We start from the raw sequence: 13,823 nt of genomic DNA, 5'->3' as shown, positions 1-13,823 counted from the left end.
AATCTACGCAAATAGTGGTTTATGCCCTTGACTTTGGTCAAGTGTAACGACTATCATCAGTATAATTTATATTTCAAATATATATTTAATATCATACTATGAATCTTTCTGCTAAAAATCAAAAAAAACATATTGATATTTATGAACATTTATACAAATCTCCCTTATTCATAAACGTATCGCCAGAAGTAATAAAGAACTTTGCGGATGCCGCTCGCTTGAAAATGGAACCAAAAGGTAGGGTATTATTTATAAATGGTGATAAATCTGAATGGTTTTATTTAATAATTAACGGCTGGGTAAAACTTTTCCATGAGACGGTTGATGGTACGGAAGTAATAGTAAACATAATTTCAGACGGTAGTATTTTTGGTGAAAATTCGGTTCTAAATAAAGACAGTTTTGATTATAGCGCACAAACCGTAGAACAGACAAACCTTATAATGTTACCATCTATTTTACTTAAAAACGTTCTGGCGAATGATCGGCAAATAAGCCTTAATATGCTCTCTCAAATGGCGGAATATAACCGTAAACAAAACCGTCATATTGAGCATTTGAACGCTCAGAACGCATCACAGCGTATTGGTTGTTTTCTGCTACATCTTCATAAAAAACATCGGCCACCTCTACTAACCTTTAATTTACCATATGATAAATCACTGATAGCTTCTAATCTTGGCATGAAGCCAGAAACCTTCTCACGCGCGATAGTTAAGCTAGAAAACAAAACTGGAACAAGTATAAATGGTACTATTGTCAACATAGAAAATTTACAAAAATTGATTGATTATACCTGCAATCAATGCTCCGGCAAATTTTCTTATAATGATTAAATTATCCCTTCAGCTAAAATCTTATTCACGTACTTAGGAACAATGTACGTAGCTTGCCCATAAATTTTCTCATGGAATAAAGACTCAACTGCCGATGGTTCAGCGTTAAGCTCTACGGTATGGGCATTACCAATACTCCTTACATAGTGGACAAAACCAGAAGCCGGATATACATTGCCAGAAGTTCCTATCGCTATAAACAAATCACAAGAATCTAACATATGATAAATTAAATCCATTTCTAGTGGCATCTCGCCAAACCATACAATATGTGGGCGCAAACTGCCACGCCGACCACAACAGCTACATATAGTATCATTCGTTAAATCATCTTCCCACGCAAATACCTCGTCGCTAAAAAGACATCTCGCCTTTTTTAATTCTCCATGCATATGCAGTAATTTATAGCCGTTTTTTGTATCTTTATTGCCCTGTGCCCGTTCGTGTAAATCATCCACGTTTTGAGTAACCAGAAAAACCCGTCCTTCCCAGTTATTAGCCAACTCCGCCAAAGCCTGATGAGCGGCATTTGGCTCTACCTCCTTTAGCTGCGCGCGCCGAGTATTGTAAAATTGTTGTACAAGATCTGGATTACGAGCAAATCCCTCAGGAGTAGCCACATCCTCTACCTTGTGGTTACACCATAGACCATCACTTGCCCGAAATGTAGGAATACCTGATTCCGCCGATATTCCCGCCCCTGTTAATATAACTATAGCTTTATTATTCATAACTTACTGTTTTATATATATTAATAATTTTCTGTAAAATTTAGGAGTGAAGTTTATACTAATTAATCAAAATAATTAGTCAAATAACCAATAATAAGACTTGTGGCTGACTGTGATTTACTATATAAGTCCCCCTGAGTTTTCTATTACTCTTTAACATTTGATGCTGCTGATAGGCGGCTTACCTCTGCAAGAACGGGGGTACTTAACGATCTCCCTTATATTTTATATATATGTTGATCAAAGGCGTTTGAATTAAGAGTGACCATCTTTACGCATAGTACGTAACAGCTTGGATGACGACTCTTAAACATATTAACGCCAAAGGAGATACAAACATGGCAAATGGAACAGTAAAATGGTTTAATCCAACCAAAGGATATGGATTCATAACCCCTGAAGATGGTAGAAGCGATATATTCGTGCATATTAGCGCCGTTGAAAAAGCTGGTATTTATCAGCTAAATGAGGGACAAAAGGTTAGCTATGATCTTGCTACCAATAAGGGTAAAACATCGGCTGCTAATCTTAAGCTTATTGAAAGCGAAGCCGCTTAATAGCGTTACCTGAACTCAAAGAATTATAATCAAGGCGTTTTTCCCTCTTTATTTTATGAAGCGGATAGTTGCGCCTGCTGTAGAAAGATAAAATAAACATGGAAAATATAGAAAATTTTGATTCATTGGAATTGCCTGAATCACTTAGGCATACCTTAAAGAATATGAGCTTTACTAAACCAACTCCGATACAAGCGCAGGCTATTCCAGCGGCTCTTGATGGACGTGACATTCTTGGTTCCGCTCAGACCGGAACAGGAAAAACCGGCGCGTTTGGTATACCGCTCGTCGCGAAGCTTCTTAACAACCCACGCGGAACCGCTCTAGTGATGACACCAACTCGTGAGCTAGCGGCGCAAGTTATGACTCAATTACAAGCTATGCTCGGTAAGCGTAGCACAATAAAAACCGCTTTGCTTATCGGTGGTGAGCCAATGCCAAAGCAATTTCAACAGCTTCGTATGCGCCCTCGCCTGCTAGTTGGCACACCGGGACGGATAAATGATCATCTGGAACGTGGCAGTCTGATGTTACACGATACTGAGTTCCTAGTTCTCGATGAGACTGACCGTATGCTTGATATGGGATTTACTATTCAGATTGAGAAAATTTTGAAATTCTTGCCAAAAGCCCGTCAGACTATGCTTTTTTCGGCTACTCTTCCGAAGAACATTGTAAAGATAGCCGAGGCTTACCTTAACAATCCACTGCGTATAGCGGTAGATCCTGAAGTCGCGACCGCCGCTAACATCAAGCATGATATGATAAAAGTAGCGGAAGCCGATAAGCACAGCAAACTTTTATCAGAGCTTGATTCTCGGGATGGCTCCATAATTGTATTCGTAAAAACTAAATATGGCGCTGAGAAAATGGCGGTTAAACTCTCTAAAGCAGGATATAAGGCTGACGCTATTCATGGTGATTTAAGGCAAAACAGGCGTGATCGTGTTATCGCTAATTTCCGTAATAAAAAATACCGTATCTTAGTTGCCACTGATATTGCCGCGCGTGGTCTTGACATTCCACATATTGAGCATGTGATAAATTATGACCTGCCGCAATGCGCTGAGGATTATATTCACCGTATCGGCAGAACCGCTCGCGCTGGCGCGGAAGGTGAAGCGATATGTCTGGTAACACCAAATGACTATCTTAAATGGAATGAGATAAACCGCTTGATGAACCCAAACGCGCCGATGGAAAAAGTAGCGGGTGGTAGAGATAGCAGAGGAAGTAGGAACAGGCGACGCTCAGGTGGTGGCGGAAAACCTTCTTTTGGTGGTAAGTATAAAGGAAACCGTAAAAAATTTGGTCGTCCTTCTGGCAAAAAACCGGAAAGAAAAGCCGCTTAGATTAATATTATAGGTGCTAGATTCTAGGGGCTAGGGACTAGAGTTTAGCGAAGATAATTATAACGCGGTCTGAGTTTAGCGGTTGTAACTTTATGAGGCTTCAGCCGAAACAAAGTAATTCCTGTCGTTCTGACCACCTGTCAATGGTATATTCCGTTACCTATCTCTCAGGCAGTATAATTTACATGGTAGACTGGATGTTTTCCTTAATGTCCATCCTTGTTATTTTTGGTTATTAATGCTATAATCTGACATAATCGGGGGTAATGTCATGAATGTTTCTCTTACACCAGAGCTTGAACAATATATTGATGCTAAAGTAAAAAGCGGTTTTTATCATTCTGCGAGCGAGGTAGTTCGCGAAGGGCTGCGCTTGCTGGAAGAGCAGGACGCTGTTAGGAAAAAGCGCCTTGATATGCTCAATCTTGAAATCGACAAGGGATTAGCATCCCTTAAAGCAGGTAACGTCATCAATGATGTTGAAATGAAAGAACATATAGAGAATCGTCGCAAAAAATTCAGAGATCAGCATGGCTAAATTTATTGTTGCCGACGAAGTCAGGGGCGATCTTGATACGATCTGGTTCTACATTGCGCAAGATAATCCTGATACCGCCGATAAAGTAGAAAATGAAATTACTCGCTCCTTCTATCTGCTTGCCGAAAATCCGATGACAGGTCATACACGCGAGGATTTAACCTCACGCAATGTGCAGTTCTGGAGCATCTATTCCTATCTTATCATCTATGATGCGACCACAAAACCCATTTCTATTGTACGTGTGCTAAGCAGTTTCCGTGATATTGCCGCTATCCTTTAAGCAGTTGTAAGTGGCAGACAACTGGAAAAATAAAGTATTCCCCGTAGCAAGCTACAGGGTATTGAGCCTAGATTAAAGTGAATGGATAATTTTCTTGCTAACGTGGTTTTACCTACTCCTTGAAGACCTCCCAATATGATAAATATGGTTTTCTCATATCAATCGTTTAGCGCAAACTGAACAGCATAATTAGCATGTAATATAGTGGTATCAAAAACTGGCACGCTTACATCTTCTTGTTTGACTAACATTCCAATCTCAGTGCAACCTAATAAAATTCCTTGCGCTCCATTTTTGACGATCTGCTTGATAATATTTAAGAACTTTTCTTTGGATGCGTCCCTAGTTATGCCTTTGCAAAGCTCATCGTAAATAACATTATGAACTATGGCACGTCCATTCTTATCTGGAATTATTGTGCTTATATTATGATATTCATTCAAACGTCCTTTATAAAAATCCTGCTCCATAGTAAAATTTGTTGCAAGTAATCCAACCTTATCAATTTGTTTTAGTTTTATTGCCCTAGCGGTCGCATCAGCGATGTGCAGCACTGGCAATCCAGAACTTCTTTCAACTTCAGCAGCCATTTTATGCATGGTATTGGTACATATAACTAATGTCTCAGCACCACCATTCTTAAGATTAATAGCTGCTTCCACCATGCGTTTCGTCGCCCCATCCCAATCACCAACGCTTTGTAGAGATGCAATTTCATCAAAATCAAATGACCACAACAAAAGTTGTGCGGAATGTAACCCACCAAGTCTAAGTTTGATTTCTTCATTAATAAGCCGGTAGTAAATCGCTGTAGACTCCCAACTCATACCACCTATTAAACCAATTGTTTTCACAGCGACTCTCTTTTACTTAAATAATTCTATATCTATCTTAGAATCTTCTTATAGACTGCAAAACGACCTATTTGGCAAAACTATCCCATCACCACATCGCTTTTGGCGAGTTGGGCTTTTAGCTCATCCTGAAGTCTTATAAGACCATCCTCATCTTCCGCCTCACAGCGGGCGACCAGCATGGCTTGCGTGTTAGAAGCCCTAAGCAGCCACCAGCCATCGGGAGTATTTACCCTTACCCCATCAACATCGCTAAAATCAGCTACTTCCTGTATCAGCCTTTTCTTCACTTCCTCAATCACGGTAAATTTACGGCTATCATCACAAGCGAAACGTATTTCTGGTGTATTAATTCTTTTTGGTAGCGATTTGCGAATATCCGAGAGCTTACGCTTATTTCTGGATAATATACCAAGCAGGCGGACAGCGGCGTATAAAGCGTCATCAAACCCATAATATTTGTCGGCGAAAAATATATGCCCGCTCATCTCACCAGCAAGAGGCGCGCCGGTTTCCTTCATCTTTGATTTTATTAGTGAATGACCGGTTTTCCACATAAGTGGATTACCACCAAGCCTTGCCACCTCATCAAACAACGCCCCGCTTGCTTTTACGTCAGCTATTATAGTCGCTCCTTGTTTTTCTTTTAACAAATCCTCAGCGTAAATCATAAGCAACTGATCGCCCCAGATTATCTCTCCCTCATCATCAACGACACCGATACGGTCACCATCGCCATCAAAAGCGATGCCAACATCTAAGCTTTTAGAGCGTACCTCCGCTATAATCTGCTCAAGATTTTCCGGTACTGTTGGGTCTGGATGATGTACCGGAAATGTTCCGTCAATCTCTGTGTTTAGCGTTAAATGCTCACTTGGAAGTTTTTTACAAAGCTCTAACACCGCCTCACCTGTCGCGCCGTTTCCAGAGTCCCATGCCACTTTCATATTATCAGAGCCGTCATAAGCGGAAATAAGAGTATCTATATACTCATCCATTATGTTATTAATGGTAACGCTGCCGCTTCCATCTACCAATTCTCCTGACTCAGCTATAGTTCTAAGCTCAGCTATATCTTTGCCATAAAATGCTTGATTGTTAAAAACAAACTTAAAGCCATTATGGCTCGGTGGATTGTGCGAACCGGTAATCATTATGCCGCCAGAAGATTTCTGTGTATGGGCGGCGTAATATAGGGCAGGAGTTGGTACAAGTCCTATATCAATAACATCAACCCCACTATCAGTAAGACCGGCACATACCGCGTCGTGCATCTGTTTAGAGCTTACCCTACCATCACGCCCGACACATATATTATTTTTACCATTACCAAAAACACTCACCACTTTCGCGGCAAACGCTCTTGCTATATGATAAGCGTCGTCCGCTGATAAGGTCTCGCCGACAATTCCTCTAATATCATATTCACGAAATATACCGCTTGCGAAAATGTGATTATCATTATTTTTTAGAACTTTATTCATTATACATCCATACTGATTATATTATTACTTATAGCTATTATCATCGCGCTGATTATCAAAATCTATCCAGATAGGCGGATATATTTATAGCCATAGCTATCTATTGTCAATTTTTGATACTATGCCAGACGTTATCTTGGTATTAATCTTACGTTCATTAGCAAGCTCTACCGTAAGTTGTTTAGCTTTTTTTGGCGACATCGCGGCTAAAATAGGAGCTGCCTTTTTTTCCGCCATACCGTCTATTACCAAAAGCAAAATAGGCATTTCCACCTCATCAAATATTCTAGCGGCTTCTGCTGGTTTCATATTCTCATAAATTTTTATCAGACTATTAATTTTAGCGTCTTCCTTTACGTTATATTCCTCAAGCAACATAGCTACCTGCTTCTTCATCGCCTCAATCTGAGCGATTTTATTTTCAATACGTTTTTCGGTAGCGTCCAGCATTGATTCCTTTATCTGAATATTTTTTTCCCAAATTTCTAATTCTCTACGACGTTCAGAAAGGCTTTCAAGAAGCTCTATCTCAACTTTGCTAAAGCGACTATCAATGGTAGTCCCAGCCTCCTTTGAAACCGCTGGATTCTTTTTCTCATCACCCGCGCTTTCCTCACCACCTTCTTTATCCTTGTCACCTTCTTTTGATTTCTCATCTTGATTTTTACCATCTGATTCCTTTGACGGATCAGTATTGGAAACAGGCGACTCTTTTTCCTCTTCTTTCGCTTCCACACTAGAAATGGCGAATAGTCTTACTCCATTTATTAAATCAACTGTCTTAAGACCAAGAAACATTACGGCTACAATTATAGTAAGTGGCAGAATACGAAATATCTTTGGCATTTCTTACCCTTTTATCCCAGATCTTATCATATCTAACAACTCTTTCTCAGCTCTTGTTCTAGAAGAGGTTTTTGCTTTACGTTTAATTTTATTCTTTACAGATTCATCAGAGGATCTTCTGTTTTCGTTTGAGCGTCTGCCCAACACAGCTTCTAAAGAGGCCGCTGTTTTATCTCTCGCTGATATTTTGTCTATTATCTTAATGGCTTTCTTGCTAATTGTATCACCGTCATCAGCAACATCATACTCATCAGAAAAATCTTGATTTTTATAATCTCTACGCTCTTTACTGTCCTCATCGTTATATTCTTTGTTAAAGCGCTCAGGGACTATATTGCCGCGAGCACGATCAACAGCTAAGTTAGCTTCCATCTTCTCAATAATGTTATTTCCTTTCTCAACCATGAATGAAAGATCATCAATTACATAACCAGCCCTATCAATCCTGCTTTGCATATTCTCACCTATCTTTTTGCTGGCTGACTGTAAGGTAATTATAGTATCGGAAGCTCTGGTGGTTGATTCATCAAAATGTTTAAGTAACTTTGCCAGCTCACTTTTACCATCCTGAAGAATCCTTATTCTTTTATTAAGTATCCAACAATAGCTTATCGTGGCAAGTAACAAAACTATAATGGCAAGATTTAGAATTATGCCAACCAGACCCGCTGTCATAACTGCACATCCTTTATTTTCTGTTTAATCGGCTCGTTTAGAGAAATAGCTATATTTTCACCAACTCTACCCAACGCTCCAGATGTAATAGGTATGTTACCACAACGAAGTATCACATCATCATCAACCTTACAGTCTAATAAAATAGTACTACCTACTTTTAGTCTCATTACATCTATCATAGGTACATTTTTTTCTTTTAATATAGCCTCAATCTCAACATTAGTCCCACGTATTTCCTTACCGAGATATTTTTCCCATACTGTATCCTTACCAAAATTCTCTCCCATGAACATTTGCAGTAACAAGTCACGTACAGGTTCTAACGTAGAGTGTGGCAACAATATCTCTAGCATTCCTCCACGTTCATCTGCCATATCAATGTGAAATTTCACTAGTAAGGCTGGATTTCCTGGCCTGGTGATGGTGGCAAAACGCGGATTACTTTCCAGCCGATCAAAATGAAAAGTAACAGGAGATAAAGGCTCAAACGCCGCGCTCATGTCAGCGAGAACAACATCTACCATTCTTTTTATAATATCTTGCTCTATAGTAGTATAAGGTCTGCCCTCAATCCGCACAGGTCTTTCGGATTTTCTGCCACCGAGTAATATATCCACCATTGAATAGATTTGTGAGCTATCAACAGTTATTATTCCAAAATTTTCCCACTCCACCGCTCTAAAAACCACCAGAAGAGCCGGTAGCGGTATTGAATTGAGATAATCATCAAATTTTATGCTGGTCATTGACTCAAGATTGATATCAACATTTTCCGATGTAAAATTACGCAATGACGTTGATAATTGGCGTACTAAACGATCAAAAACCACCTCCATCATAGGTAGCTTTTCATACGCCGTCATTGATTTGTCTAAAATGGCGAAAATTCCATCACTACGCGAAACCCCACCTTCTTTGTGTGATTCAAAACCAAGAAGACTATCTATTTCATCTTGGTTAAGGACACGCGCCATCTCCTCATCATCTTCTGAATCTTCTCCGGAGGCTGCTTTTTCCTCTTCTCCGCCCTCTCCATCTTTCGCTTTCTGCTCCTCAAGCTCAAGCATTGACGCCCATTCAGCGGCGGCATCTTCATCATTTACCTTGTCTTCTTCATCATCAGCCATAAAACATCTCTAAAAATTAGTTACGCTCGCTTCCATCTTCGTACTAAAATTCTATGTCAAGATAAGTCGCGATGAAATAATGAATAACATAAATAATAATAAATTAAACAACTAAACTTTTTTAGAAAAATCACTAGCAACTATATAAGCAAATTACATGCAAAAAATTCATGGTCTACCTGATTATCACCATAGATATAGAAGACATTAATTACGAAGAAATTAACAAAAGGAAAAAATTAGCGATAAGAACTTGGAGTTTTGTTTAATGCCTTGACATTGATAATTCAGGATTCGTCTCTTTGCTTTTCACAATCTGAGTCCATTGCTTACCATCAGATCTTTGGTTGTTCTGATATTCTTTTTCTGGTGTATTGCTTGATTTATTTGTCACTTGCCCTTCTATACCCTCTTTTTTCATTTCCTTAGCTATATATTTAGCTGTATGCTGAGCATTGACCTCAACTGAATTAAAAGTAGCTCTGTGATGATGCTTGGCTGAAATAAAAGCGGATCCTATAGCTGCAGCGGTAAGTAACGCGGCGCTACCAAGCATAAATAACACTGGCTCTGCCATACTAAAAAACTGCGCGCTCTTTCTATGACCACGTAAGACCTTGTCTCTTTCCGCGCGCGCCTCATCATCTATGGTTATGTCATCATCCACAACTCGCGCTGACTTTACAGAGCTACCACTCGGAGTCATTTTATCCGTAATATTATGTATACCAAAAGAAACCATTGTACGTTTTGTAAAACCCTAAATTAGACCCAGTTCATCTAAGCCTACCATTACACCTGACTATATTTTACACTCAACTCCCCTTAATTCAATAAGTTAAATATTACTGTTTTATTACATAAATTATAAAAATTTATTCACAAAACAATATATTATAATAAATATTACATAACTGTAATTATTTATATTCCTATTGGTAGTTGATAATAATGTCATTTTGTGAAATAGATATTCGTTGATATGTAATGGTTTTTGATTAGAATATAGATGGTTACAACAATATTAATTATCAAGAAAGGCTATATTTATGAATAGGTTAACCTTGAAAATAGCGGTGGTGGCAAGTATAATTCCACTTGTCGCAGCGTGCCAAAATAATGGTTATGGCGGAAGTCGTGGTGTTCTACAAGGTGGTAATAACGTAAATAAACAGGATATTGGAACTTTAGCAGGTGCTATAGGTGGCGGTGTTATAGGACACAATATTGGTGGTGGCGCTGGTCAAACCGCAGCTACCATAGCTGGAACTTTACTTGGGGCGGCGATTGGTAACTCTGTAGGTTCATCACTAGATAGAGCGGATATACACGCTTATAATCTGGCTTCACAAAGAGCTCTTGAGACCTCTCCAAGTGGGCAGGCTCTGCCTTGGAAAAACTCTGAGACAGGAACTCATGGGGCTATAACACCTTCTAACTACTACCAAAATTCCAGTGGTCAATATTGTCGTGAGTATAATCAGGTTATTATCGTAGCTGGTAAAAGACAAACTGGTTATGGAACAGCTTGTAGAGAGCCTGATGGTTCATGGAAAATTGTTGAGTAATAAAATTAATCTGATTTTATGGTAGCTGAATTGGAAATGGTAAAAGAATCTGAGTATGTTGATGTGCCGCAAGGCGCGCTGATGGCTGGTAAGCGTGGTCTTGTTATGGGGGTCGCCAATGACAAATCGCTAGCTTGGGGGATCACGAAATATCTGTACGCTCAAGGAGCGGAAATTGGCTTTACTTATCAAGGTGAGGCTCTTGAGAAAAGAGTGCGTCCGTTAGCGCAAAGCGTTGGTTCTGATGTAATAATACCTTGCGACGTTACGGATAGCGACAGTATTGATGATCTTTTTTCTAAGATTGAGAGTAAATGGGGGAAACTAGATTTCCTTGTTCACGCTATAGCTTTTTCCGATAAAAATGAACTTAAAGGAAAGTATGTTGATACTTCTTTTGAGAATTTTCAAATGAGTATGAATATCTCTTGCTACTCTTTTACCGCTCTTGCTAGAAGAGCAAGCAAGCTGATGAAGGATGGCGGTAGTATGCTTACCCTCACTTATTATGGAGCGGAAAAAGTTGTCCCTCATTATAATGTGATGGGAGTGGCAAAAGCCGCTCTTGAGGCTAGTGTACGCTATCTCGCTATGGATCTTGGCACCGAAAATATCAGGGTAAACGCCATTTCCGCTGGTCCAGTTAAAACATTAGCGGCTTCTGGCATTGGTGATTTCCGTTATATTTTGAAATGGAACGAATATAATTCCCCTCTAGGGCGTAACACTACCATAAATGACGTTGGTGGAGCCGCTCTTTATCTTCTATCTGACTTAGGGAGAGGTACGACCGGTGAGATTATGCACGTTGATTCCGGCTATCATATAGTTGGCATGAAGAGAGTGGACGCTCCTGATATAACTACTGTTTAGTTATTCATATGGAATCAATGCTGGAGTATATGTACTAATTATATACACTGTTTTGTCGTTTGAAATTTACACATAATTAACTTACATGGTGAATAATCAAGCACCTGAGAAATAGGATATTATTATGGTCGATGACGAAGAAGAAAAAATTGAGGACGCCGGTGATGGAGAAACACAGGAAGATGGTGAAGGAAAACCTCAGAAAAAATCTAAAAAGAAAAAACTAATAATATTACTTGTTGTTTTATTACTGTTAGCTGGCGGCGGTGGTGGCGCTTTCATGATGTTATCGGGTGATTCTGGACACAGTGATGATGATGAAGTAGTAGAGCTGGATGAGCACGGAAATCCGGTAGTTAAGACTGTTTATTACACTGTTCCACAATTCATCGTAAATCTAAACAGCTCCAGAAAATCCTCGCAGTTTTTGAAAACCACTATTATTCTTGAAGTTCCGAAGGAAGAAGATATAAATTATATAGAGTCAAATTTGCCACGTGTAGTTGACGTGATAAATACATATTTGCGCGAACTCCGTGCTAGTGACTTGGCTGGAACAGCTGGTATTCAAAGACTGAGAGAAGAAATATTACTTAGAGTGAATAAGGCGCTGGCTCCTATTGAAATAAATAATGTGTTATTTAAGGAAATTATTGTCCAATAAACTAGGATATTTTAAGATAGTTATTTTCTAGTGGCACGTACTATTACTATAACAAATAATAGACCACCGATTATCGCTAGCAATCCACCGCCGCCCATCATACCCATGGCCACTTTCACGTCTGGCGTCAGTTCCAAGGCTCCACATGGCGTTTTACGCTGTAATTTTCCATAGCCACCTGAGTAAGCTAGTCCTGAAATGTGCAATAGCTGTCCACCGCCATAAATGATTGGTTGCCAGAAAGTCATTTTCCACTCTGTAACTTTACGATAACCGAAATAAGGAAGCAGCAGATAAGAAACACCCATAAAAGCTAAGGTAATACCAACAATAGAGCCGTGATAGTGAGCTGGTATAACTATATTTTGCCCATGAATAAGGCTGCCAAGCACTCCACCATAGACAAAAAGAATTACCGACATGATAAGCGATGAATAGATAGCGCGATTTTTCTTTTTATCCTCTTTCTTTATATTAAAAAACACTGGAAATATTATAAAAAGCATTATTATAGGGGCGATTCCACCGACAAATATCATTAAATCCGTGAAGAAATCCCGATACTCCATTGAGGTAACATCAAATAGCAAATAAGGAATTGGGGTTATAAAAGCGGCAATTAATCCAAATGAAAATATTATATATAAAAGCTTTGATGAGACCGAGAGACTTGGCTTTAATGTGATAGCAAGCCACAACCAGCAGACCATCATAATTTGGGTATGGGTAAATTGTAGAACGTGACCACCACCCCAAAAACCAATCTCATAAAATTGTTGCCCATCAATTTCCGGTGGTAATAGATAAAATGACCATAAAAACGCCGCTACAGAGAATAAAGTTATTATCCCACTGCTTAACACCGCAAAATTTATCGGAGGTGAAAATACCGAATGCTGATTATTATAGCTAAAAAACATGGAGATAGCAGCAAAAACCACTCCGCATAACAAAAAAGACAACCCTAGAAAAAATATATAGTTAGTGATGACGGGTATATAATTGCTCATCACTCCTTCACCCTGCTGACTTACAGGAGAAAGTGAGATAAATATAACGGAAAGTGCGAAACATATTTGCGCCGCTTTCTGTATATAAGAAAGTAATATAGTATTTTTATAGATATGATTTATGGATAAGCTCCAAAACATACAAGCTATAGCGAGAAACCATGAAAGCACCGATAAATCCACATGGACTACTAGTGCCTCACGGAACAATTTTGTAAAAAATGGAACACCACAAAATCCTGGTGTACGAGCTGTAACTAAAATCAGAGAAAATAATCCGGCTATGGCTACTCCTATGACACCTAATATTAGCCAATTACGTGGAAATTTTGACAAGTGGGCTCTGTCTATGGAGAATAAGGTATTTTGTGTCATTATAATATCTTGAAAGTAGATGAGTTAAGCGGTGCGAAACCAAGTGC

16 protein-coding genes are annotated in these 13,823 nt (G+C 39.1%); 8 read left to right on the top strand and 8 right to left on the bottom strand.

Annotated elements, in window-relative coordinates; all coding sequences use genetic code 11:
- The first annotated feature begins 98 nt into the window (after nt 1–98).
- Nucleotides 99–836, top strand: coding sequence for a Crp/Fnr family transcriptional regulator (locus R3D71_04345; GenBank protein MEZ5690878.1), 738 nt, complete (start codon nt 99–101; stop codon nt 834–836).
- Here the strand turns inward: R3D71_04345 and cobB are convergent.
- On the bottom strand, nt 833–1,567 hold the full coding sequence (cobB, locus tag R3D71_04340; protein ID MEZ5690877.1) for a Sir2 family NAD+-dependent deacetylase: 735 nt from the start codon (nt 1,565–1,567) through the stop codon (nt 833–835). The genes R3D71_04345 and cobB overlap by 4 nt on opposite strands.
- Before the next feature lie 338 nt (nt 1,568–1,905).
- Here cobB and R3D71_04335 point away from each other — a divergent pair, with 338 nt between their 5' ends.
- The 4 genes from R3D71_04335 (at nt 1,906) to R3D71_04320 (ending at nt 4,297) form a co-directional block, all read left to right on the top strand.
- A complete protein-coding gene (locus tag R3D71_04335; protein ID MEZ5690876.1) occupies nt 1,906–2,124 on the top strand; it encodes a cold-shock protein in 219 nt (72 codons plus the stop codon).
- Nucleotides 2,125–2,222: 98 nt separating this feature from the next.
- On the top strand, nt 2,223–3,476 hold the full coding sequence (locus tag R3D71_04330; protein ID MEZ5690875.1) for a DEAD/DEAH box helicase: 1,254 nt from the start codon (nt 2,223–2,225) through the stop codon (nt 3,474–3,476).
- Between the two features lie 271 nt (nt 3,477–3,747).
- Nucleotides 3,748–4,014 carry a type II toxin-antitoxin system ParD family antitoxin gene (locus R3D71_04325; protein ID MEZ5690874.1) on the top strand — a complete coding sequence of 89 codons (267 nt, stop codon included), beginning with the start codon at nt 3,748–3,750 and terminating at the stop codon, nt 4,012–4,014.
- Nucleotides 4,007–4,297, top strand: a complete 291-nt coding sequence (locus R3D71_04320) for a type II toxin-antitoxin system RelE/ParE family toxin (protein ID MEZ5690873.1) — start codon at nt 4,007–4,009, stop codon at nt 4,295–4,297. The genes R3D71_04325 and R3D71_04320 overlap by 8 nt, the downstream gene beginning before the upstream one ends.
- 158 nt (nt 4,298–4,455) lie before the next feature.
- Here the strand turns inward: R3D71_04320 and R3D71_04315 are convergent, their stop codons facing one another.
- From R3D71_04315 to R3D71_04290, 6 genes are all read right to left on the bottom strand, one after another.
- Nucleotides 4,456–5,151, bottom strand: coding sequence for an aspartate/glutamate racemase family protein (locus R3D71_04315; GenBank protein ID MEZ5690872.1), 696 nt, complete (start codon nt 5,149–5,151; stop codon nt 4,456–4,458).
- Nucleotides 5,152–5,231: 80 nt separating this feature from the next.
- Nucleotides 5,232–6,635, bottom strand: a complete 1,404-nt coding sequence (locus tag R3D71_04310) for a phosphomannomutase/phosphoglucomutase (GenBank protein MEZ5690871.1) — start codon at nt 6,633–6,635, stop codon at nt 5,232–5,234.
- 96 nt (nt 6,636–6,731) lie between these two features.
- Nucleotides 6,732–7,481 carry a hypothetical protein gene (locus R3D71_04305; protein MEZ5690870.1) on the bottom strand — a complete coding sequence of 250 codons (750 nt, stop codon included), beginning with the start codon at nt 7,479–7,481 and terminating at the stop codon, nt 6,732–6,734.
- Between the two features lie 3 nt (nt 7,482–7,484).
- The gene (locus R3D71_04300; protein ID MEZ5690869.1) at nt 7,485–8,156 is read right to left on the bottom strand and encodes a DUF6468 domain-containing protein; all 672 of its coding nucleotides are present in this window, start codon (nt 8,154–8,156) and stop codon (nt 7,485–7,487) included.
- A complete protein-coding gene (fliM, locus tag R3D71_04295; GenBank protein MEZ5690868.1) occupies nt 8,153–9,286 on the bottom strand; it encodes a flagellar motor switch protein FliM in 1,134 nt (377 codons plus the stop codon). Before fliM ends, R3D71_04300 begins: the two co-directional genes overlap by 4 nt.
- A 265-nt stretch (nt 9,287–9,551) precedes the next feature.
- A complete protein-coding gene (locus R3D71_04290) occupies nt 9,552–10,028 on the bottom strand; it encodes a hypothetical protein (protein ID MEZ5690867.1) in 477 nt (158 codons plus the stop codon).
- A 307-nt stretch (nt 10,029–10,335) separates the two neighbouring features.
- On the opposite strand from R3D71_04290, the gene R3D71_04285 reads away from it, so the two are divergent.
- The 3 genes from R3D71_04285 to R3D71_04275 all read left to right on the top strand — a co-directional run bounded on the left by R3D71_04285 (nt 10,336) and on the right by R3D71_04275 (nt 12,391).
- The gene (locus R3D71_04285; GenBank protein MEZ5690866.1) at nt 10,336–10,854 is read left to right on the top strand and encodes an RT0821/Lpp0805 family surface protein; all 519 of its coding nucleotides are present in this window, start codon (nt 10,336–10,338) and stop codon (nt 10,852–10,854) included.
- 18 nt (nt 10,855–10,872) lie between these two features.
- Nucleotides 10,873–11,727 carry an enoyl-ACP reductase FabI gene (gene fabI / locus R3D71_04280; GenBank protein MEZ5690865.1) on the top strand — a complete coding sequence of 285 codons (855 nt, stop codon included), beginning with the start codon at nt 10,873–10,875 and terminating at the stop codon, nt 11,725–11,727.
- Between the two features lie 124 nt (nt 11,728–11,851).
- Nucleotides 11,852–12,391 (top strand): flagellar basal body-associated FliL family protein, encoded by a 540-nt coding sequence (locus tag R3D71_04275; GenBank protein MEZ5690864.1) that lies wholly within the window; start codon nt 11,852–11,854, stop codon nt 12,389–12,391.
- Nucleotides 12,392–12,411: 20 nt separating this feature from the next.
- Here R3D71_04275 and R3D71_04270 read toward each other — a convergent pair whose 3' ends face one another.
- Entirely contained in the window at nt 12,412–13,776 is a 1,365-nt protein-coding gene (locus R3D71_04270) for a hypothetical protein (protein ID MEZ5690863.1), read from the bottom strand.
- Nucleotides 13,777–13,823: the final 47 nt, after the last annotated feature.

This window comes from Rickettsiales bacterium (assembly GCA_041396965.1).
GTDB lineage: Bacteria > Pseudomonadota > Alphaproteobacteria > Rickettsiales > SXRF01 > SXRF01.
The sequence above is the reverse complement of the archived record's forward strand: the minus strand, read 5'-3'. Positions and strand labels throughout refer to the sequence as shown.